28 protein-coding genes are annotated in these 20,417 nt (G+C 57.2%); 14 read left to right on the top strand and 14 right to left on the bottom strand.

Annotation, left to right across the window (positions count from 1 at the left end; translation table 11 throughout):
- Positions 1 to 255: 255 nt before the first annotated feature.
- The 4 genes from AC13QY_RS07210 to AC13QY_RS07195 all read left to right on the top strand — a co-directional run bounded on the left by AC13QY_RS07210 (position 256) and on the right by AC13QY_RS07195 (position 4,782).
- Positions 256 to 480 carry a hypothetical protein gene (locus AC13QY_RS07210; protein WP_488493070.1) on the top strand — a complete coding sequence of 75 codons (225 nt, stop codon included), beginning with the start codon at positions 256 to 258 and terminating at the stop codon, positions 478 to 480.
- A 199-nt stretch (positions 481 to 679) separates the two neighbouring features.
- Positions 680 to 1,057 (top strand): hypothetical protein, encoded by a 378-nt coding sequence (locus AC13QY_RS07205; protein ID WP_113395106.1) that lies wholly within the window; start codon positions 680 to 682, stop codon positions 1,055 to 1,057.
- 157 nt (positions 1,058 to 1,214) lie between these two features.
- Positions 1,215 to 2,387 (top strand): acetate/propionate family kinase, encoded by a 1,173-nt coding sequence (locus tag AC13QY_RS07200; protein ID WP_488493069.1) that lies wholly within the window; start codon positions 1,215 to 1,217, stop codon positions 2,385 to 2,387.
- A 19-nt stretch (positions 2,388 to 2,406) separates the two neighbouring features.
- A complete protein-coding gene (locus AC13QY_RS07195; RefSeq protein WP_488493068.1) occupies positions 2,407 to 4,782 on the top strand; it encodes a phosphoketolase family protein in 2,376 nt (791 codons plus the stop codon).
- 37 nt (positions 4,783 to 4,819) lie between these two features.
- Here the strand turns inward: AC13QY_RS07195 and AC13QY_RS07190 are convergent, their stop codons facing one another.
- Genes AC13QY_RS07190 through AC13QY_RS07180 form a run of 3 tightly spaced genes read right to left on the bottom strand, consistent with a single transcriptional unit; the run spans position 4,820 to position 5,735 of the window.
- On the bottom strand, positions 4,820 to 5,008 hold the full coding sequence (locus AC13QY_RS07190; RefSeq protein ID WP_095438378.1) for a DUF3008 family protein: 189 nt from the start codon (positions 5,006 to 5,008) through the stop codon (positions 4,820 to 4,822).
- Positions 5,009 to 5,046: 38 nt separating this feature from the next.
- Positions 5,047 to 5,217 carry a hypothetical protein gene (locus AC13QY_RS07185; RefSeq protein WP_173004547.1) on the bottom strand — a complete coding sequence of 57 codons (171 nt, stop codon included), beginning with the start codon at positions 5,215 to 5,217 and terminating at the stop codon, positions 5,047 to 5,049.
- A gap of 56 nt (positions 5,218 to 5,273) precedes the next feature.
- A complete protein-coding gene (locus AC13QY_RS07180) occupies positions 5,274 to 5,735 on the bottom strand; it encodes a YbhB/YbcL family Raf kinase inhibitor-like protein (RefSeq protein WP_069615147.1) in 462 nt (153 codons plus the stop codon).
- A gap of 142 nt (positions 5,736 to 5,877) precedes the next feature.
- On the opposite strand from AC13QY_RS07180, the gene AC13QY_RS07175 reads away from it, so the two are divergent.
- Entirely contained in the window at positions 5,878 to 6,135 is a 258-nt protein-coding gene (locus AC13QY_RS07175) for a DUF2934 domain-containing protein (RefSeq protein ID WP_488493067.1), read from the top strand.
- 103 nt (positions 6,136 to 6,238) lie between these two features.
- On the opposite strand, the gene AC13QY_RS07170 is transcribed toward AC13QY_RS07175, so the two are convergent.
- The gene (locus AC13QY_RS07170; protein WP_488493066.1) at positions 6,239 to 6,595 is read right to left on the bottom strand and encodes a hypothetical protein; all 357 of its coding nucleotides are present in this window, start codon (positions 6,593 to 6,595) and stop codon (positions 6,239 to 6,241) included.
- 269 nt (positions 6,596 to 6,864) lie between these two features.
- Here AC13QY_RS07170 and AC13QY_RS07165 point away from each other — a divergent pair, with 269 nt between their 5' ends.
- Entirely contained in the window at positions 6,865 to 7,188 is a 324-nt protein-coding gene (locus tag AC13QY_RS07165; RefSeq protein WP_488493065.1) for a hypothetical protein, read from the top strand.
- Between the two features lie 31 nt (positions 7,189 to 7,219).
- Positions 7,220 to 7,549, top strand: coding sequence for a hypothetical protein (locus tag AC13QY_RS07160; protein WP_488493064.1), 330 nt, complete (start codon positions 7,220 to 7,222; stop codon positions 7,547 to 7,549).
- A gap of 174 nt (positions 7,550 to 7,723) precedes the next feature.
- On the opposite strand, the gene AC13QY_RS07155 is transcribed toward AC13QY_RS07160, so the two are convergent.
- The gene (locus tag AC13QY_RS07155; RefSeq protein WP_488493063.1) at positions 7,724 to 8,275 is read right to left on the bottom strand and encodes a BON domain-containing protein; all 552 of its coding nucleotides are present in this window, start codon (positions 8,273 to 8,275) and stop codon (positions 7,724 to 7,726) included.
- Between the two features lie 67 nt (positions 8,276 to 8,342).
- Positions 8,343 to 9,071: an MgtC/SapB family protein gene (locus AC13QY_RS07150; RefSeq protein ID WP_488493062.1), complete on the bottom strand. Its 729-nt coding sequence runs from the start codon at positions 9,069 to 9,071 to the stop codon at positions 8,343 to 8,345.
- 243 nt (positions 9,072 to 9,314) lie between these two features.
- Here AC13QY_RS07150 and AC13QY_RS07145 point away from each other — a divergent pair, with 243 nt between their 5' ends.
- Positions 9,315 to 10,226, top strand: coding sequence for a DMT family transporter (locus tag AC13QY_RS07145; RefSeq protein ID WP_488493061.1), 912 nt, complete (start codon positions 9,315 to 9,317; stop codon positions 10,224 to 10,226).
- A 165-nt stretch (positions 10,227 to 10,391) separates the two neighbouring features.
- Here the strand turns inward: AC13QY_RS07145 and AC13QY_RS07140 are convergent, their stop codons facing one another.
- On the bottom strand, positions 10,392 to 11,012 hold the full coding sequence (locus AC13QY_RS07140; protein WP_488493060.1) for a hypothetical protein: 621 nt from the start codon (positions 11,010 to 11,012) through the stop codon (positions 10,392 to 10,394).
- A 382-nt stretch (positions 11,013 to 11,394) separates the two neighbouring features.
- Here AC13QY_RS07140 and AC13QY_RS07135 point away from each other — a divergent pair, with 382 nt between their 5' ends.
- A complete protein-coding gene (locus AC13QY_RS07135; protein ID WP_488493388.1) occupies positions 11,395 to 12,240 on the top strand; it encodes an alanine--tRNA ligase-related protein in 846 nt (281 codons plus the stop codon).
- Positions 12,241 to 12,455: 215 nt separating this feature from the next.
- Here the strand turns inward: AC13QY_RS07135 and AC13QY_RS07130 are convergent, their stop codons facing one another.
- Entirely contained in the window at positions 12,456 to 13,190 is a 735-nt protein-coding gene (locus AC13QY_RS07130; RefSeq protein ID WP_488493059.1) for an invasion associated locus B family protein, read from the bottom strand.
- Between the two features lie 64 nt (positions 13,191 to 13,254).
- Here AC13QY_RS07130 and AC13QY_RS07125 point away from each other — a divergent pair, with 64 nt between their 5' ends.
- Together AC13QY_RS07125 and AC13QY_RS07120 are read left to right on the top strand one after the other, a co-directional pair.
- Positions 13,255 to 13,596 (top strand): hypothetical protein, encoded by a 342-nt coding sequence (locus AC13QY_RS07125; RefSeq protein WP_488493058.1) that lies wholly within the window; start codon positions 13,255 to 13,257, stop codon positions 13,594 to 13,596.
- A 194-nt stretch (positions 13,597 to 13,790) separates the two neighbouring features.
- Positions 13,791 to 14,081: a hypothetical protein gene (locus tag AC13QY_RS07120; protein ID WP_162746338.1), complete on the top strand. Its 291-nt coding sequence runs from the start codon at positions 13,791 to 13,793 to the stop codon at positions 14,079 to 14,081.
- A 17-nt stretch (positions 14,082 to 14,098) separates the two neighbouring features.
- On the opposite strand, the gene AC13QY_RS07115 is transcribed toward AC13QY_RS07120, so the two are convergent.
- The 5 genes from AC13QY_RS07115 to AC13QY_RS07095 all read right to left on the bottom strand — a co-directional run bounded on the left by AC13QY_RS07115 (position 14,099) and on the right by AC13QY_RS07095 (position 17,521).
- A complete protein-coding gene (locus AC13QY_RS07115; protein WP_488493057.1) occupies positions 14,099 to 14,950 on the bottom strand; it encodes a CsgG/HfaB family protein in 852 nt (283 codons plus the stop codon).
- Positions 14,951 to 15,135: 185 nt separating this feature from the next.
- Positions 15,136 to 15,444 carry a curli assembly protein CsgF gene (locus AC13QY_RS07110; RefSeq protein WP_113353315.1) on the bottom strand — a complete coding sequence of 103 codons (309 nt, stop codon included), beginning with the start codon at positions 15,442 to 15,444 and terminating at the stop codon, positions 15,136 to 15,138.
- Between the two features lie 41 nt (positions 15,445 to 15,485).
- Positions 15,486 to 16,010, bottom strand: a complete 525-nt coding sequence (locus AC13QY_RS07105; RefSeq protein WP_488493056.1) for a hypothetical protein — start codon at positions 16,008 to 16,010, stop codon at positions 15,486 to 15,488.
- A complete protein-coding gene (gene csgH, locus AC13QY_RS07100) occupies positions 15,992 to 16,420 on the bottom strand; it encodes a curli-like amyloid fiber formation chaperone CsgH (RefSeq protein WP_113395115.1) in 429 nt (142 codons plus the stop codon). The genes AC13QY_RS07105 and csgH overlap by 19 nt, the downstream gene beginning before the upstream one ends.
- A gap of 27 nt (positions 16,421 to 16,447) precedes the next feature.
- Positions 16,448 to 17,521 (bottom strand): hypothetical protein, encoded by a 1,074-nt coding sequence (locus AC13QY_RS07095; RefSeq protein ID WP_488493055.1) that lies wholly within the window; start codon positions 17,519 to 17,521, stop codon positions 16,448 to 16,450.
- Between the two features lie 347 nt (positions 17,522 to 17,868).
- Here AC13QY_RS07095 and AC13QY_RS07090 point away from each other — a divergent pair, with 347 nt between their 5' ends.
- From AC13QY_RS07090 to AC13QY_RS07080, 3 genes are read left to right on the top strand one after another with little or no spacing between them, the layout of a single operon-like run.
- On the top strand, positions 17,869 to 18,333 hold the full coding sequence (locus AC13QY_RS07090; RefSeq protein WP_173002521.1) for a hypothetical protein: 465 nt from the start codon (positions 17,869 to 17,871) through the stop codon (positions 18,331 to 18,333).
- Complete coding sequence (locus AC13QY_RS07085; RefSeq protein WP_113331207.1) at positions 18,317 to 18,727, top strand: helix-turn-helix domain-containing protein; 411 nt, start codon at positions 18,317 to 18,319, stop codon at positions 18,725 to 18,727. The genes AC13QY_RS07090 and AC13QY_RS07085 overlap by 17 nt, the downstream gene beginning before the upstream one ends.
- A gap of 5 nt (positions 18,728 to 18,732) precedes the next feature.
- Positions 18,733 to 19,158: a DUF6941 family protein gene (locus AC13QY_RS07080; protein WP_113331208.1), complete on the top strand. Its 426-nt coding sequence runs from the start codon at positions 18,733 to 18,735 to the stop codon at positions 19,156 to 19,158.
- 388 nt (positions 19,159 to 19,546) lie between these two features.
- Here the strand turns inward: AC13QY_RS07080 and AC13QY_RS07075 are convergent, their stop codons facing one another.
- Positions 19,547 to 20,314 (bottom strand): response regulator transcription factor, encoded by a 768-nt coding sequence (locus AC13QY_RS07075; protein ID WP_069615132.1) that lies wholly within the window; start codon positions 20,312 to 20,314, stop codon positions 19,547 to 19,549.
- Positions 20,315 to 20,417 lie beyond the last annotated feature (103 nt).

Below are 20,417 nucleotides of genomic sequence, written 5' to 3'. Positions count from 1 at the left end.
AGCTTAGTGAACCTTACGTAAAAGTAAAATGGATACCGGAGTTGAAGGGCATTGGGAATCGATCCACCAAGCCTGCATGTTGTCTCCATGAAACCTGCACGATGTTCATGTTGTCTTCCGACGCTGGCGGCGACCAATCGCCATTTTGTTGATGCGGCAGCCGCTGTTGACACGAAGGACCCTCGATAGGAATGCGGCCTTCCGTGGGAACAGTGATGCGACGAACGATATCGGCAACCCCTCAAGGGAAACATCATGTACAAACGGAAGACGCCCACGCTTATCGATTGGCTTTCGATGTTGGCACGTCTGACGCCGATCATCATGGTTTACTTGTGGCCGACATTTCTTCGGTTCATTCTAGGCACTGTTCTTTTTGTCGCCCTCGCCGCGCTCATGTATCATTTGCTTGATGTGGAACTGTATTTTTCGGTGCAGGGCTCTCCTCGACAAGTGCCTCCGCTTCCTGGCGAGCGCTAATCCTTAACTTCGGAACGGAGAACTTGCCCCGTTGCCGAGCCAGGACGGCGCCGCTTCCACAACGAAGCCTCGTCCCGCAATTGACTGGCGCGGGGAAATCACGACAGAGTAGATGCTACACGGCCTTCTCCATCGCATCGGCTTGCCTGACATCGGAAAAGGCACTATCCGATCGCTTAACAAGAGAGGAGCAGCAGCCATGGGCAAGCTTCCCGATATGACGAAACACCGCGGCTTTCCTTCCGGCATGCCGGGTACGGGGGTGCAATTCACCATTCGCCGCGCAAATCCCAAGGGCGTGACGCCGATCAAGAAACTGCCGCGGCGTGCGCGGCCGGGATCGCAGGAACATCTGATCGACGCCGCATTCCTGCACGCGCTTTGGCATTATTTCGGAGCGGAACCTTTCGAACGAGGCAATCTCGATGCCGCTCGGCTGAACCTCCTGTTCGGACGGGAGGTACTGCCCGCCGACAAGGATTTCGATCCGCTCTCCTATGAGGCCATGCTCGTCATCAACGAGAAAGTGGCGCGCGAAAGCTTCCCCGAAGCATTCGAAGATGTGATGGAAATCTGACGACACGCGGAATGCGCAGCTCTCTTGAACAGGCGGTCAACGGAAGCGCTATGCGACAGACCGATATCGATAAGAGGAGCTGCGGCCCTATGCCCGGTTGCCTCCGGGCTGGAGTGCGCTAGCTTCCGGTAGTCGACACCCTTCATTCGAGGCTGATATGTCTGACGATGTCTTGCTGACATTCAATGCCGGCTCCTCGACCTTGAAAATCGGGGTCTTCGGGCTGGCGACCGAAGGGGCAAGGAATGTCGGCCGCGGCAAGATCGATTTCGATCAGAGCCCGCTGATGCTCCGCTATTCCATCGGCACGGATAGATACGAGAAGACGATCAGGGGCGATAATGGCACGCAGTTCGTCTCCGTGATCTCCGACACGCTGGATCATTTGCTTGCCCATCTTCCCGGCAAGCTCCGGGCGGTCGCCCATCGCGTCGTTCACGGCGGCATGGCGTTTCAGGAGGCTGCCCTCTTGGATGAGGCTGCAATCGAGCGGATCGAGAAGCTTGTTCCTCTTGCGCCTCTGCACCAGCCGCAGGCTCTGCGTGCCATTCGGTCGATGCAAACGCTGCGGCCGGACGTCCAGCAGACCGCCTCCTTCGACACGGCCTTTCATTCGTCGCAAGCCGACGTCGTGCGGCGGCTGGCGATACCCCGCGCCATGCATGACGACGGCGTGCGCCGCTACGGCTTTCACGGGCTCTCCTACAAATACATCGCCGCGAAGCTTCGCGAGATCGATCCGGAGGTAGCGAAGGGCAAGGTTGTCACCTGTCATCTCGGCAGCGGCGCCAGCTTGTGCGCGATGGAAAACGGCATTAGCCGCGACACGAGTATGGGTTTTTCGGCGCTCGACGGCATCCCCATGGCAACGCGTCCCGGCTGGCTGGATCCAGGCGCCCTGCTCTACCTCATGAGGACGGGAATGCCGCAGCCCGAACGGATCGAGGATTTTCTCTACCATCAATGCGGCTTGCTCGGCGTCTCCGGTATCAGCGGCGACACACGGGTTCTCCTCGATGACAAGAGCCCGGAAGCGGCCGAGGCCATAGATTTGTTCTGCTTGCGCATCTCAGGCGAGATCGGGCGGCTATGCGCAACGACGGGCGGTCTCGACGCCATCGTCTTCACCGCCGGCATCGGTGAAAACCAGCCGCAGATCAGGACGCGTGTCGCACGAAGGTTGCAGTGGCTGGGTATTGAGATCGATGAAGATGCAAACGACAGCAATTTGACCTCGATCAACGCGGCATCCAGCCGCGTGAAGCTATTCGTGATCCCGACCGACGAGGAACGTGTGATCGCCGAGGAGGCGCATGCCCTCATCGCCTGACAAAAACGAGGAGACGCAGATGAATGCCGTGACCACACCGCTTTCGCCCGAGGAACTCTCCCTGATCGACCGTTACTGGAAAGCGGCAAACTATCTGTCGGTCGGCCAGATCTATCTGATGGACAATCCGCTGCTGCGCGAACCGCTGAAGCCTGAGCATATCAAGCCGAGACTGCTCGGCCACTGGGGCACGACGCCCGGCTTGAATTTCATCTATGCCCACCTCAACCGCATCATCAAGATGCGTGATCTCGACGTCATCTATATATGCGGCCCCGGCCATGGCGGTCCCGGCATGGTCGCCAACACCTATCTCGAGGGTACCTATAGTGAGATCTATCCGGATATTTCCGAGACGACGGAAGGCATACAACGGCTGTTCAAGCAGTTTTCCTTCCCAGGCGGCATTCCGAGCCACGCCGCACCGGAAACGCCCGGCTCCATCCACGAGGGCGGCGAACTGGGTTATGCGCTGGTACATGCCTACGGCGCCGCTTTCGACAATCCCGATCTGATTGTTGCCTGCGTCGTCGGCGATGGCGAGGCGGAAACCGGACCTCTGGCTGCGAGCTGGCATTCCAACAAGTTCCTCAATCCGGCGCGCGATGGTGCGGTACTGCCCATCCTCCACCTCAACGGCTACAAGATCGCCAACCCGACGATCCTCGGCCGCGCAGATGACGACGATCTGCGCAAGCTACTCTCAGGCTATGGCTACGAACCCTTCTTCGTCGAGGGACATGAACCACCCGCCATGCATCAGGCGATGGCCGGCACGTTTGACCAGGTGTTCGACCGCATCCGCGACATACAAAGAAACGCACGTGAACAAACGTCGTCCGAAAGCATGCCGCGCTGGCCCATGATCGTGCTGCGGAGTCCGAAAGGCTGGACCGGCCCTAAGCAGGTCGATGGCAAAAAGGTCGAAGGTTTCTGGCGCGCGCATCAGGTGCCGGTCGCCAATTGCCGCGGCGACGAGGCGCATCGCAAGATCCTGGAAGACTGGATGCGCAGCTACGATCCGGACGATCTTTTCGATCACAGCGGGCGGCTGAAGGAGGAGCTGCAAGCGCTGGCGCCGCGGGGCGAAAGGCGCATGGGCGCCAATCCCCACGCCAATGGCGGCCTGTTGCGCCAGGAGCTTCTGGTTCCCTCCATCGAAGACTACGCCGTGGAGATCGGCGAGCGCGGCAGCAAGCAGGTACAATCCACCGAAATCCTGGCGCACTACTTGCGCGACACGCTGAAGCTCAATGATGCCAAGCGGAATTTTCGCATCTTCGGTCCCGACGAGACGGAATCGAACCGGCTCGGCAGCGTCTTCGAAGCCACGAATCGGGTCTGGATGGAGGAGATCGAGGATTACGACGTCCATCTGTCCCGCGACGGGCGGGTGATGGAGGTGCTCAGCGAGCATCTATGTCAGGGCTGGTTGGAGGGCTACCTGCTCACGGGTCGGCATGGGCTTTTTTCGTGCTATGAAGCCTTCATCCATATCGTCGATTCCATGTTCAACCAGCATGCCAAATGGCTGAAGGTTTCGCGCGAACTGCCCTGGCGCAAACCGATCTCGTCGCTGAACTATCTGTTGACGTCGCATGTCTGGCGACAGGATCACAATGGCTTTTCCCACCAGGATCCGGGCTTCGTCGATCTGGTCGCCAACAAGAAGGCCGACATCGTGCGCATCTATCTGCCGCCGGACGCCAATACGCTGCTATGGGTCGGTGATCATTGCCTCAGGACCTATGACCGGATCAACGTCATCGTCGCCGGCAAGCAGCCGGAATCGCAATGGCTCAGCATCGACGAAGCGGCCGCCCATTGTAAGACCGGCGTCGGCATCTGGGATTGGGCGAGCTACGAAGACAACACCATCGCCCCTGACGTCGTGATGGCCTGCGCAGGGGATGTCCCGACCATGGAGACGCTTGCTGCCGTCATGCTGCTGCACGAGGCGATCCCCGATCTCAAGATCCGCACGGTCAACGTGATCGATCTCCTGGCTCTGCAGGACCCACAACAGCATCCGCATGGTCTCGATCATCAGGCATTCGATCAGATCTTTACCACGGACAAGCCAGTAATCTTCGCCTATCACGGCTATCCCTACCTGATCCACCGCCTGACCTATCGGCGGACCAACCATGACAACATCCATGTTCGCGGCTTCATCGAAGAGGGTACAACGACCACGCCATTCGACATGACCGTGTTGAATGAACTCGATCGCTACCATCTCGCCTTGGAGGCGATCAATCGTATCCCCGGCCTATCGGAGAAGGTGCCGGAGGTCGTGGATGGCCTGAAGGCAAAACTCACCAAGCATCACGATTACGTCCGCCGGCACGGCGAGGATATGCCGGAAGTCTCAAATTGGCGGTGGAGGCGATAGAGCAGCGGGAAATACCGCGGTGCAGCGTTCCTGGACCTCAGGACTTGGATGCGTGCTGCGGCTTTCCCTTTTGCTTGGTCGAGGCCATGTCGTGAAGCTCCTTCTCGCTCATGGAGTCGACCATGCTTTTCGACGCACCCTTCAGTTCGCTCTTCTTTCGTTCGCCACGTTTGGCGGCAAGCGCCGCACCGGCGGCCATTTGCTGTGATTTCGACTTTGCTGGCATGATGACATCTCCTTTGGATGAGGTTGAAATTTACTGGCCTATCCGGCAAAGCGCACCAGCAGGATAACGAGGACTACGGCGGCAAGTCCGCCGATGAACACCAGACGCTGCCACCGTCGCTTCAGGATGATCTCGCCTTGGCGTGCATCTTCCGCGGAAAACGTGCGCGGTTCCTGTTTGTGCGCACCGTCTGGGTCTCTTCTGCTCATTGCAACCATCCCTCGGCGGCAGGAACCGCCGATCATGTCTGCCTGCAAAGCGTGGCTTACGACTGGTAGCTGCCAGTAAGGCTTGCCTCTGCAAGCATGTGTTTCTTCACTTTCTGCCACATGGCTTCCGCGCCAGCGGCTTCGGGAAGCGTCATCCGCGGTACATCGAGCGCGGCAAGCCGGAAAACGTACCGATGGGGCGGATCGCCTGCCGGAGGACGCGGACCGTCGTAACGGGCATTGCCGAAATCATTCTTATAGAAACGCAGCGCCTGCTCCTGCATAGCATCCACGTTTTCAACCAAGCCGCTCCACTCCGCCGGGATATTGGCGATGCCGCAATGGCGGAATGTTCCCGCCGGCGCATCCGGGTCCTCGATGATCAACGCGAAGCTTTGGGTCCCTTTGGGAGCGCCGCCCCAGGCAAGCGGCGGGAATATATTTTCTCCATCCAGCGCGTATTTGCTCGGTATCGGCGCATTCTCAGCAAAGGCCTTGCTGATCAACGTCAAAGCCATTCGATCCTCCTCTTGCTGTCATGGATTCATGAGCCTGTGAAGTTCCGAACCTAGGGTGGAACACATCAGAATCATTATTGTTCCCCATAGGGAACATTCGCATTCACCCGCAGTTGTGGGAGCGTCCATTAAGGAGGAAAAAATGACGGACGAACGGTTCGAGTGGATCAGCAAGAGGGCCTACGCCATTTGGGAAGCAGCCGGTCGGCCCTGGGGCTGCAGCCAGCATCACTGGGAGCAGGCAGCCAAGGAACGCGAGATCATGGAGAGAACGCGAGCCTCCACGGACGGCGAAGAAGTGCTCGCAAGGTTTCGGCGGACGGCTGCAACATACCCGTCCGAGGATGATACTCGAGAAACCGAAGAAGACACCCACTCGGACGATCGCCGCATCGGATAATTTGCCTGGCAGTTCCCGCGAGAAAGCCGCTCCCATGTCCGCTCCCTGAAAGAGGATCGGATACCCGCAATGCACATCGATCCCCACAAATTTCGAAAGCCTGCTAATTCTGCGTTCCGTCGCGATTTGGTTGAGCCGGCGTGCTCTTCGTGCCCTGCTGATTGTTCTCCGTGCGATCGGTTGGAGCGGGCTGTGTGGATTGCCCCACCGGCGGCGTATTGTCTATCGTGCCCGCCTGCGGCTGCCCATTGGAGGAACTTATCGTCGGCGCCGGGATCTGCGGTTTGCGTGGCTCGATGTAACGGCCCCAAACTTCAACACCGGCCCATACGATTGCCGCCAGAACCAACGCCGTAATCAAGATGGTAGACAAATGCGTGCCGCGCACGCCCTGACGAGCCTCGGTCGCGGATAACGGCTTCTTCTGGTGCTGCGGCTTTTTCGGTTCCTCGAATGCCATGGCAAGCCTCCATCTTTGCAAATTCCTATGGGCCTAACCGGAACCTCCAAAGATGGTTCCATCGAGGACCACCGCATCCGACCAGCATAAACCGGAACAATGGGCAAAGCCCGGCGTTAGCCTCATGAGATTGCAGATCGTGCCAAGCGGACTCGATGGTGCTGAAGAATATGGAGATTTTTCCGCTTTCTCTCCATAGCCAACGAAATGGCGGCCGAGCTTCCTACCCATCCGATCTGCAACCTTTCCAACATTCGAGGAGATAGAAGATGGATGAGCCTTTGAAGCTTTATCGTTTGGTCCCGGTCGCGGCCGACGACGACCCCAACTGGCTGGACGCGAAATCGCACGGTGCGGTTCTGGTTGCCGCCCGCACCGCGGGCGATGCCCGAATTGTGGCAGCCGAAAGGGAAGTGGATTTCATGGATATCGATGCCGCCCCCGCGGAGGACAAAACGACCAGGATGGCAAGCGTCTTTCGCAACGAAAAACTCTATACCGTCATCGAGGTGAACAATGGCAAGGAATATCGTCAGCGCGGTGTCGTCGAAGGCACCATCGGCGCCGATACCATCATCTCCACCCAAGTCTGAATGGTCGCGCCTTTCGAACACCCGGAGTGCGGTGGCCAAATCCGCGCGATTCCTGCTGATAACGGTGGTAGCGGCCGTCATGTCATCGAATTTCGTGTTCGCACAACAATCGAACGACGATCGATGCAAGGCAGAGGATACCAACCGGCAGACTGACAACAGGCATGCGGAAAGCGGGCAGACGTCCACGCCGGACGGCAATCCCAGCCAGAAGCTATCCGACTGCGGCGGCGTGCTGAAACCACCGTCCGTTGGCGACAGCAAAATGGAAAAGCCTGCGCCGCAGGTCGGCGACATGCCTGTCATCAAGCCTGGCGACCAGCCGAAAGAACAGCAAAACGGCCAACAGCCAGACAAATAAAGCCGATCTTTCTTACGGCTTTGGTTCCGGTTGCTCTATAGGACCGTGCGTAACGGCGCCAGAGTCTCGATTATCGCCCGACGTGAACGGCTTAATGACGAGAATCCCCAGAATGGACGCGATCATCAAGCCGAAAATGAGGAGCAGCAGCATTCGCATGTCGAAGTCCTGATCCTATGAGGATTTGCGCACGGTAAGATTGCTGTCATGCCCGGTTATGCCGCTGGCTTGCCGGGAGATCGCCTCGGCGCGCTGCTTGGCCTCGTGATTTTCGACAGACCCATCAACAATGACGCGTCCGCGACTGACAGTGACGAAGATGCTCGCCTCGTTTAGCAATCGGTCGGCCTTCAGCCTGCCTTCGATTTCGGTACGAATTTGCTCATCGGTCCTTTCCTGCGTCGACGTAGAGGTTCTGGCTGGCGGGTCTTCGGAGAGTTTACCCTCCCCTGCCTCCCCTGATCCGGAGGTCATCCTGACATTGGAAATCCTGACGGAAATTTCATCGGCCGTTTGCTTGCGCTGCCGGTCGGATTCGGCTGAATCCTCGCAGCGTGCGTCATCCGTACCATGTTCGGGCCGAATTTCGTCTGACGAATGTCGCCTCGTCTCCTCGGCTGCGAAATCCCCCGAGCCACCAGCTGCCTGATCAAGCGCCTGAAGGGTGCGTATATCGCCGCGATCCGGAGAATCCTTTGCCATTGTCTGTTGCTTGGTTTCGGTCATGGTTTTCTCCCTCTTTGATTAGGGACAAACTTTCACCGCTCCGGAATGTTCCGATCTGGGACTTGTATCAAGTTCCAGTCGTCAGCATTTCCAAAGATACGACCTTGTAATGCTCTTGAAGAGATGTCAGCAACTGCGCGCCACCGCCATCCAGTCCTGCCTGCCGCCATCGCACCTCGTAGGAAATATGCGCAACTGCCTCGGTCGAGCCCGCCGCCTTGCCGACAAAAGAGAAGACATATCCGAGCGGTTCAAGCGCTGCCTGCATGTCGGTGATCCCAACGCCGGCATGGTAAGGCAGCTCTATCACGATACGCGCCTTCTGCCTGCGAGGAATCAGTCTGTCGAACTGCTTAAGCGGCGATAGCACCACAAAGGCAATGAGGGCGCCGGCCGAACCGACAATAAGTTGACCGCCGCCGATGCATAGGCCAACGGCAGTCATGATCCACAGGGTCGCAGCCGTCGTTACGCCGGTAACGAGATCTCCGCGCTTAAGGATGGCACCGCCGCCGATAAAGCCGACGCCGGTCAGGACGCCGAGTGGAAAGCGCAGCACATCCATCGAGGCAAACGATTGTGACGTCTTGCCCAATGCGGACAGCAGGAGATTGGCCTGGATCATCGACAAGCACGCAGCAAGCCCGACCAGGATCGTCGTCCGAAACCCAGCCGCATGCCCGCCCATCTCTCGATTGATGCCGATCAATCCTCCGGCAATGACAACCAACACCAGACGGACAACAATGTCCAGCCAGTCCACCTCCACCCGCATGATATCGCTAAGGTCAGGCACGATGTCCTCCCAGAAAATGTCACCACCGGGATTTTCCAGTTGGGGAACATCGCAGACGGCGTTTCGTTCCATCCCCGACGGAAACGCTTACGAAAAGCGCAATAAAAGCAGCATGATATTTCGAGCTCACTTGTCAGTTCGAGGGAAAGCGCTTAGCCAGAGGATCGCTCGCGCCACTATACCGCGAACCGCTTCCTGCAATGGGAAGCGACCGTATCGATCCGACATACCCTGCGAGGCCATATGATTTCCGGAAACCGTGAGAAGGGACCCATTGCAGGGATCGCGCTCGCCTGCGCGGGATATGCCTGCTTTTCCCTTCAGGACGCGATGGTGAAGTGGCTGGTCGCCAGCTACGAAGTACCGGAGATCCTCTTCATGCGCAGTCTGGTCATCGTGCTGGTCGCAGGCGTGCTCGTCCGTTATCGGCGCCATCCCTCAATTTTCAAAAGCCCCTATCGCGGCACGGTCGTCCTGCGCGCCGGGCTGATGCTGCTTGCCTGGCTGCTCTTCTACAATGCGGCCCGCTATCTGGGTCTGGCAGAACTGACGACACTGTACTTTTCGGCGCCGATGATCGTCGTGGCTCTATCGATCTTCGTTCTCAAGGAGAAAGTCCATGCGGGCCGCTGGATCGCCTGCATAGGAGGCTTCATCGGGGTGGCGATCGCCGCAAATCCAAGCCATTCGCCCAACCTCCTGCCCGCCGCCATGTGCATCGTCGCGGGTTTCTGCTGGGCTTGGAGCACGATCCTGATCCGACTCGTCAGCCGAAGCGAGACCACGCTTACCCAGATGTATGCCACGAGCCTGATATTCGGCATTGCCTGTGCCCTGTCATTTCCATGGACATGGAAGACCCCTGACGCGAGCGGCTGGGCACTGATGCTGACCCTCGGCATTATCTCGACGATTGGGCAGTTTCTGCTCTACGAAGGCTTTCGATACGCACCCGCTTCGACGCTGGCGCCCATCGAATATAGCGGCCTCGTTTGGGCTTTCGTGTACGGCTATGTGATCTGGGCCGAGATTCCGCCGACGAACGTCTTTGCCGGCGCCCTCCTCATCATCGCCTCAAGCTCCCTGCTTATCCTGTGGGAGCGCCGCATGGCACGCCCACCGGAAGAACGTGAAATACTGAGACGCTACCGATAGATGGCACACCTGCACTCGAAACCGCGAGCCAGATGCGCGAAAGCGGGTGGCGGCTTTACGACGAGGATACCGAAGATCAGGACGTTAAGTGGCTGAAGCCGCTCCGCCGGATCGCGCCACAGTCCGGGTCTTTGAGCTGGGACATACCGTTGTCCCGAAAAGCCATCAGATTGCTTTGCCGCCAGTCAGCCGGGCCGCGCGCTGCATGCGGTTCACCTCCAAAGCTCGCTGAAAATCCAGATCGGTTTGCGCGTGATGACGGAGATCATCAAGAAACTGAGAGACGCCATCAAGCGTATCGACGACGACATATCGCAGACCGCCACCAGCATCGATCAGGTCATGGCTGACGCTCACGCCGAAACCACCGGTGACCTTGCGAAACCACGCCGAGCGCCAACGCTTGAAACCGTCGGGATCCGACTGAAACTCCGCAAGCAGGATCTTTTGCTGGTCAAGCCGCGCGAGGAACGCCTCAACCACGCCCTGCGACCCGGCCTTCGGCTTCTCAGCCTTCCTTGCAATCCATTTTTCAAGAAACTGAAACCCGGGCCGCGGAGCCGTTGCTTCATCATGATCGATAACCGTCTCGCAATCCGGTGTCGGAAGCGCCGCGCAGTCCGCGGGCTGAGACGCGCTTGGCCGCGTTTCCTGCTCCATCGCCAGGGTCTGCTTGAGATCGGCTGCAAGCTCTCCCCAGATCGATCGGGCCGATTCGACTGTCTTTGCTTTTGTTCGGCGGGAGGATTTGATTTCGATAACGAAGGGCTTTGTCTGTTTAACCATGATATTTTAGTGTGTGCTCGAAGACGGAGCGCAGTTGATGGACAATCAGCATTGATGAGAGGCTGGCATTTTCTGAGAGCAACGACCGTCGCGCGGCGATCGCTTGCGATCATTATGGGCCAAGGCCGTACACCAAACCGATCGACGAAGCAATCTCGTCGCTTTCGTCAAAAATAAACATCAGCGCTTCGGACCTGATCTACAGCAAAAACAAGACAGGCATGTAGCAAAGGTGAAGAATATCCACCACTTGAAGCGGCATGCCCTTTCCGCCTGGCAAGCTGAAACTCGCATCTGCGCATTGCAGATCCCACATCGCGTCGCTATGTTCTAAGAAGGCACATGAACAGCAAAGGAGGTTGCCTATGTCATCGCGGGACGCCTGATCCAGCAATACCGAGACTTCTGCCTTTCCAAAGGCATCAAATTCACCCGCATAGACTCCGTACGGCCGCACGATAATACCACGCTCTTCTGCAGCGCTGGGATGCAGCAGTACAAGCCCCTCTTCTCCGACCCTTCCCATATTGGTACCGTCGCCAATACTCAGGCCTGCCTGAGAATGGGCGATCTCGATGAGATCGGGGACGGAACGCATTTTCTTCACTTCACGATGCTGGGGCTTTTCTCGTTCAGGGAAATGACTGTCGGCGACGCCATTGATTTCTGGCTCGAGTTTCTCGGAACCCTTGATCTGGTGCCCGATCATGTCACGATCCATCCGGATCGCCTCGAAGAATGGACACCGTTCTATCGCGGTCGCATTCCCGTCATTCCGGATGACGAATGCACCTGGAGCGACGGCAGCATCAGCGGATATTGCACCGAGTTCTATAAGGACGGCATCGAGATCGGGAATATCGTCAATCCACTCGGAACCTGTATCGACGTGGGTTTCGGCGCCGAACGTCTCGACATGATCGTGAACGGCACGCCACCGGCTGATGCACTCGGCATGTTGCGCGATACGGTCACGACGATCGTGGAGAGCGGCTACAAGCCGGGAAACAAGGAGCAGGGATATGTCTTGCGAAAGCTCCTTCGCCGCATCCATGTGATGGGCGGAGCACTGGACCATCCCTATTTCGAACAGGAAGTCGTGCGTCAGGAACGATTGCGCTCCAAATATTTGCGCCTTCGCGAAAAATATCCCGACATGCCACCGGAATGGTGGTTCGACACGCACGGCATCGATGTCGCCGACCTGCAGGCGATGAATGGAACGTAGCGTCGACTGATGATGAAGCGGCGAAGGAGATCGTGCGAGCGGCCGCCTTCGCCGCCCTTCCGGAAACACGTGAGGACGTGGAGCCGGCCAATTCATGACAAGTCGGCAAGATCCTGAATTTTCGGAGATCACCAAGCGGCCGCTGGCAGCCATATCGAAAGCTTTCTATTTGTAGCCATAAAAAGGTGACCTGCGAGCGGACGGAAGCGTCTCGATCATGATCCGCTATCTGCCTGCATAGCCTGGAAGGCGGCACCGAAACCGGTCAGAGAGATCGGAAGCTCCGCCATGTTTCCCTGCATCATGCGGATCGAGACTTTTCCCGACTTTTCCTTCATCAAGGCAGCAAGCATCGAGGGTGGGCACAATCCCTCCACCAGGCATCCTTGCGTGGTGCAGCGCGATACCTTCGCCATCGTCGAATATTTGCTGCCGAAGCCGATCTTCACACCGCCCTGAATAGCAAAACCAAGCGGAAGAGCCATCTGCATGCCAATCTTCTTGTCCGCGGAACGCGCCATGCTGATGACCATGAACACCTGCCTTTGATCCGGTGATGTCAACCGGTAGACGATCTGGCAGCGCGGTTTCATCGTTTTGTCGGCCGAACATTGCAATATCCACGCATCGAACTTCTGTTCGCTAATCTGCGGACCGGCTGGCGCTGGTGTAGCCGGAGCCGCGGCGCTGGATGGATCGCTCTTGCCGGCATCCGGCGTCACATTTTGAGACCCCGATTGCGGCGCCGCTGAGCTATCATCGGCCCAGAGCGTGGAGGAAACGCCCGCTCCGCAAAGCGAGAAAATCACACAACACAGGAATGTCTTCAAATATAAATTCATGCCCATCCTCCCGATTTTGTTTGCAATTTTATAGTAAAATTGCAATAATGTCGAATATTGATCAATTTCAAATTGCGTTAAATAAGATAAAAATTCGACGAATTTCAATTCATTTATTCAATGCAGGAATATAGGCGTTTAATATCCTAATAAAACGCAGGGAACGATTCAGATGACATCAAGACTCGTTGTCGGTTACTCCCTGATCGTCATGCTCGCGCTGACCGATGGCGCCGTATGCGACGAAAGCTATCTGCAACAGGCTCCCTCCGCGGAAGCTAACCCTGCCTTCGTCGAACAGCTGCCGGAGACATCCGTCATGCCCGTGCCTCGATCTCCGATTAAACGCCGGGTGATGCCGCACAAGCCGAGGCAGGCATCACGAACGCAGGCGAACGTCCGATTGGCAGGCAGCATTTTTCCGAATGTGGGCAATGGAGTGACCGAGCGAGCTGCACCCGCACCGACCGATGGCCATTTGCCAACGGTTGGGTCAGGCGCGGTATCACGCTGACTGTATCTTGGCGGCAGGCAATGATCAAAGCACCAGGCGACCGCCCGAGGCGCGCGGCGAGAACAAGGCCCCAATGGGAGCGGCAGCAAACATGAAACTGAGAGGCCTTCGGCCAGCTGAAACTTCGAGAGCGGCATGTTCGGAGCCGATAATTCGATATCGGCTCAAGATTGCGATTCAGGAGCAATATCGACATGATGCATCCCAGTAAAATCATTGCTGTTACGGCTATCTTGCTTCTTGCCGGCACGCTCGGCTCAGCCGATGTCCTAGCAAGCAGTCAACCCATCATCCGGCGTTCCGGATTTTCAGAGACCCAAATTCCCCAGGTGAAAGGACGTATTCCGCCGAGGAAGAACGGCAACCTGGAGAAAGGACCTGCCGGCAAGGCTCCGGTCAAACCAAATCCGAATGCCAGCACCCAGAACGGAGCTGCGACCTGCGGACCTGACAACGCACAATCCGAAATCTGCCGGAAAAAATGATTTGGCGCCGGCAACGATCATAAGCTCTTCGGCCTGTCCTTGACCAGGATGGGCTGGGAAGCGGCCTCCACGGCCGGTTGCGTCGCGCTGGCGGCGGGAACGGCGACCGCCGGGCCGATCGGTCGGCCGTTGGCATCGAGCTTGTACGTCATGGCTCTTTGATGCTCGTCCAGATATCGCATGAACGCCGCGCCGGCGGCGGCATCCCTGAATTGCCACAGCCCGTTCCTTACGCCCTCGAAAATCAACGAATAGACTGCGAGCTGAATGCCTTCCTGGACGCCCAAGGTCGTGGGCGCATTTCGTGTAATGCCGCCCTCGATCTGGAGCAGCTGGTCGACGCCGACGAAACGGAACGCCGATCCCTGCAACTGCACGGAATAGATCGTCTTGGTCGTGCTGACAGAGGCTAGCACTCGTCCCGTGCTAACGCTGACGGCCCGCAAGGATACGGTCACGATGTCCTTTCGGTACTGTGTATTTCCGCCGATCCCGAGATAATTGGCACCGATACCGCCCGTCGTTTCATTGGAATCATAACCTATGATACCGCCATCCAGCAGCACTCCGGCAAACCGAAGCGGCGGGATGCCGCCAGCCTTCGCGCCGTAAACCGCCGATCTCGTGTTCTGGATGATCTGGCGCTCCTGCAGCAGCGATTGCAGATCCGTGCGCTCGACGACATTGAACCAGTTACCGTTACCAGCCTTCGTCAGCACGTCAGTCAACAGCTGCGCGCCGCCCTGCGTCAGAGCGCGGGAATATTCGGCAAAGTTTTCATTGGGTTTGTTCTGTCCCGTCAGATCGGGAAAGGAATAGACCGCCACATCGAGCTTTTGTATGGGTGGCGGCAGACTCTCCAATGCCACACCTGACTTCGTGGCGGGCATAAGCGTCGCTGGAGTGCTCATCGGGTCGAGGCTGCTGCCCGCGGCGGCGCAGCCACCAAGACCCAATCCGCATAGAATGGCTGCGACAGGAAAACCAACATGTGACATGGACGCTCGAATAAATCGCTCCCAACAACACCGAACGAGGACACAATCAATTTGGTTCAAGGATTGGCCGGCACCTGGCCGCTCTGGATCACGATGACCGGAGATGTTCCGGTTGAACCCGTACCTTGATTAACGTTCCCAAGATTACTCAAGGCCTTGTCGAGACCGGATAGATCCGGCGTCTGTTGCTGCCCCGACTTGACGCCGGCGCCCTGCGTCTGCGCCGTCGAAAGAAGGAATGAACCATTCAACGGATTTCCCCCAAATGTCGGATTGGTTGGCTGATAGACCAATTGCCCCGCCATGGCCGGCGCCGCCATCAAGGCTACCAGACCAACTGTAATCATTGCCGCATCTATTCTCATTGCTATTCCCCTTCCCTATTTTCAAAGGCTGCTGCGTCCACTCAACGTTTGATGAGCAAGCCACCACCCGGTAAACGTGCGATCAGCACATTGACAGGTGCCGAACCCGCAGGTTGAAGAACACTTACGTTCAGGCCTGCGCCATTCAGCAATACGACATTCGACTTCAGATTATTGCCGCCCTGCAGGACGTTGATATTGCCGTAGTTCCCTATGATACCGGCAGTCGAGCTGTTACCCGCTCCTGACTGAAGGTGATACACGCTGTTGCGCGTTCCTATTTCCAGCGTCCTTGCCAAGTTATTGCCTCGCGGCACTAGGATCGCTTCCGGCGTAGCGGCCATACCTGCGGCAAGGTGGGATGACGAAGAATGATATTGCTGCTGCTGTTGAGGCGGCAGATTTCCGAGTTGCACCGTCGTCGTGACATTTACCGGGATCTGGGCGACATAGGCCGTCTCGGCTCGACATTCCGTTGCAATCTGGCAGAACGAGGCAGCCAAGACGAGAGCGGCGCCGAGCACGGATTTCGTATCGTTCAGGCGTTTCATTCTGGCAATCTGCATTGTGATATACCTCGATCGGTTTCGATCAATAGCCTTGCACTCAGTTCTACCCCGTTTCCTGCATCGACCATTGTCGTGGCAAGAAGGTTCTCTGCTCCTGGCTTTAATGCGAAGCTACCTTGCTGAATGCTCTGGCTTGAACCTGCTGCGCTATGTTTGAAAAGAACCAGCCTGTATGTTCCGGATACTGTTACTACAGACTTTGCAATCGCCCGCACCATAAGAAACTCATCCTTCCTGTCTGCCTTGATCAGGCACTCAAACTCAGCCTGAGACGAGGCAGGAGCGGCGTACGCGAACAACAAGGCCGCGGACAAGAAGGATTTCAGAAGCAAGATGGATGTTGATCGCCCGACATTGTTTCCGGCATACATGGCTGGTTCAGCCGCATTAAAGGAGGAGGCGGACATTTGCTTTCGCCTCCTCCATCGGCAAACTTAGTGCTGGACCGTAACGGCCGTGTTGCGATAGCCGAACTGCGCCGTAACCGACGTGTTCGTCAGGCCGCTCGAGCTGGTCTGAGAGGTAACGGCATAGTTTCCCGAACCGATCTGGATGGTTCCCTGAAGGTTCGAACCGCTGACGGGGAACACTGTCTGCAGCCCCGATTGCGAAGCGATCGCGGTATTGCGATAGCCGGCCTGCACGATCATCGAATTGTTGGAGCCGAGCGGATTGGCGATCTGGGATGTCAGAGCGGTGTTGCCCACACCGAACTGCGCCGTGGTCGCCTTGTTCGTGCCGAAGAACGACGACTGGCCGGTCATGGCGAAATTATGCGCGCCCGCCTGCAACGTGTCTTGCGAGTTGTTGCCGCCCGCCTGATCGGCGAAGGATATATTGCCCCAACCGAACTGGGTCGTCGACGACGAATTGCCGTTGAAGCCGATGACACCGAACTGAGAGGTGACGGCAAAGTTGCCGGCGCCGACCTGCAGCGTTGTCTGGTCGTTGCCGCCGCCGTCCTGGCCGACGATGGCGCCATTACCCCAGCCGAACTGCATGGTACTGGAGTCGTTTCCGCCATGCTTGCCGTCGGTCTGGGTTGTCGAGGCGAAGTTCAGGCCACCGACCTGCAGCGTGTCTTGGGAGTTATCTCCCTTGGACTGGTCCGCGAAGGCGGAGTTGCCGAAGCCGAACTGGGCGATCGTCGAGCTGTTATCCGCGCCGTCCCGCTGCAGGGTCGAGGCGAAGTTCATGACGCCGGCCTGGAACGTGCTTTGATCGTTCGTCTTGCCTTTCTGGTCGGCGAAGGCGACGTTGCCGTCACCGAATTGCAGGATGGCTGATGTATTGGATTTGGCCTTGTCCTGATTGGTGACGGCGAAGTTGCCGACGCCATTCTGGAATGTCAGAGCATCATTATTGCCAGTGTTCTGACTGACGAAAGCACCGTTGAATGCACCCACCTGGCCGATAAACGATTCGTTTTCGGCTGGCGGCGACGGGGGCCCGGCAAATGTCAAAGACGTGCTTGCCAGCAAGATGGCGAGAGCTCCAATCGTCCTCATGTGATCCTCCCTGTTCTCCATGACGGGGCAAGCGACCATTCGCCGCCCTCGAGCTTTTTAATAGGCCGCGGAAGGAGAGCCGAACAAGAGAACCGTTCGGACTAAGACAGCAACGCAGATCTATGTGAAATAGAAAGCGCCTACTTCGAAATGAGTAACGGATTAGATGTGTATCGCTATGACGTATGAGCTATACTCTTCTTTGATTAGGCATTCTAACCCATATGAAAGCTAGATAAATACAATCCAGGTGTGCAGCAATTCATGCTACCCTTAGATAGCTTCGATGAAAGGCTTGCCACATGATAATGGATTAGTTGACAGCTATGGCTACGTTTGACAGTCTCGTGGCATCCGAAGCAATCGTTAAAGTTGAGATCCAGCTTGGTCGAAAGCAGTCACCCAAGCGACTGCTTTTCGCGACACCAAGCTTCGTGAACTGGTTGAGCGAGCGCGTAAGCAAGGACGAACCATCGTCGCTCGGTGCGGTCCTCAGGCCTGTCGAGCAGCTGGATTTTCTTTTCTATACATTCGTTTCAGGGAAACCGCTCATTCATTGCCGACAATTCCGGGCAATCCGGGTCGAACGAAATGCGGTTTGGGAATTGAAGACTGTCGATTTCCGCATATTCGGCTGGTTCGCCATGCGAGACTGTTTTGTCGCTGTCTTTGGAGACTGGGCCGATCATGTGAAGGATCACGATCTTTACCGCGGCTATCGGCTGGAGGTGCGCCGATTGCGCCGCACGCTTGGTGTGGGTGATGCGTTGTGCGTAGAGGGAGTAAATCCGGAAGATGTCATTTCGGTTTGAGATAGGGGCGCGGGCGCGGGCGGCCAGCCGTTTCATCGCAGATGTTCGCAGCGACCTGGCCGCCGCCGTCCTCGAAAGGCGATCGCAGAAAGGGTTTACTCAGCAGCGACTTGCGGAGTTGGTCGGCGTCAGCCGAAGGGATCTGAACCGTTATCTCTGCGGGCAAACAGAGCTTCCGCTTCGTTCGATCGCGGATCTCGCCTGGGCGCTCGACAAAGAGATCCACATTGAGCTGTGCGATCCCAAGGGGTCTACGGCAGACGTTAGTGGCCTCTCCGAACCGGAGACCCGGGCAGCTATCTATCCGGTTCGGTCCGGCGGGGCCGTTTCCTGGAGCTCATCAAGGGCCATCCGCACGATAATTGCTCGCAGCAACAACGATCGGGACGATTGAAACACATGCGCTATGGATATTGCATATTTTGCGACGACGTTCGCACGGAAATCGGCGAAAAGCTCAGCTTCATCGGCGTCTATAGCGGCGTCCTGATGCTGCCGGAATTTCCTTTTTCACTGCCGAAGTTCTGCGTGCATGTGAATCTGATCACCTTGGCGACGGAACCCTACCGATCGATCGTTTTGCGCTGCACCGCGCCCGGCGACCGTCAGCCGCTTCTCGAAGAGCGATTGGACGCCGCCCAGCTGAGCGAGCAGAAGGATGTCGTGGAGAACGCGGAGGCGAGTGATATCCCGATCAATGTCGTCGTGGGCGCCAGCCTTGTCTTTTCACCGCTGAGATTGCGTCAGCCGGGCCTTCTGACCGTCAGTGCGATCATCGACGACAAGCCCGCGGAAATCGCGTCCCTGCGTGTGGTGCAACACTGAGCTGACCCGCGCGAGCTTCGGCCACCAAACAGCATCGACATTTGTCGGATTGGCTTTTTGAGATGCCGTCGTCGATGCGTGTGGAAGCTCCACTCATCGTACAAAAGCAGCAAGCTCAAACTTTGGCGGAAATGCCTGTTGGTCGGCCCCTTAGAACAGGCCCGGCAGCTCAAATACGCGGGAATCCCGAACTTGCTATATCAACTTTTGGCGGCAATAAGCGGCAGGCGCTTTTCCATCGGCCGACGGCAGCTTCAAGAGCCGAGGCTTTGCGAACCTGCCCTGCAGGTCACTTGTTGCGCCGGCGCCGGGGGCCGATGGCTTCTAGCTGGAGCGACACGGCGCTTCCCGGCATTATTTTACATGATAGGTGATCGCGGCCGACTTATCACCGAACGAGTTCCCGAATCTTGTAGGCAACTTCCGTTCGGTTCGTCGCGTTCAGTTTCTTCATGATATTGCGAATGTGCACTTTGACCGTGCTCTCGCAAAGATCCATCTCGTAGGCGATGATCTTGTTTGCCTTGCCTCGTCTCAAAGCCTCCGCGACGACGACTTCGCGTGGCGTAAACAAGCTGTCGAGGCAGCAGTTGCGGCTGGCCACGGGTGCGATCGCCTCCTTGGCAGCCAGCAGGCTGCTTGCCGGCACGAAGACACCACCTGCCCGCGCGAGAGCCACCGCTTCGGCGGCGACCTTGATTCCGACGCTTGTCGGGATGTAGCCGCGGGCGCCGCACTCCAGCGCATGCAGCAACTGTGCAAGCTCATCGCCATCAGCGCCGACGATCACCGGGCTCGTCTGGAATCTTTCCACCAGAGCGCAGATCTTGGCACTGACATCCGCGTCGGAAACCTTACGGCCGCCGATCATGAAGAGAACCGCGGACGGTAACACTTGCATATTGCGCATCTGCCATTCGTCGAGCGAACCCACGGTAACGATATGCATGGCGCTATCGCATTCGGTCAGACTTTTCGACAGGCACTCGCGATCGAGAGCGCGAGAATCTATGAGAAGAATATAGTCTTCCCATTCATCGATCCCGGGCGTGCCGGATGCGATGAATGGCCTCAACGTGTCGGATGTCCGAACTGAAATGATGCGTGCGCCCGTGTCTGACGTGAATTTTTCACTTGTGAGCGATTGTCCAATCATGGCCGTTACCCCCAACTTTTAAAATGGCCTTTGTATTTCTTGCAACCTTTAGAGTATTTACTCGATTTAAAGAGAATAACATCCGTTTAAGCCGAGGATCTTC

Source organism: Martinezella sp. CNPSo 3795, from assembly GCF_057784475.1.
The sequence above is the reverse complement of the archived record's forward strand: the minus strand, read 5'-3'. Positions and strand labels throughout refer to the sequence as shown.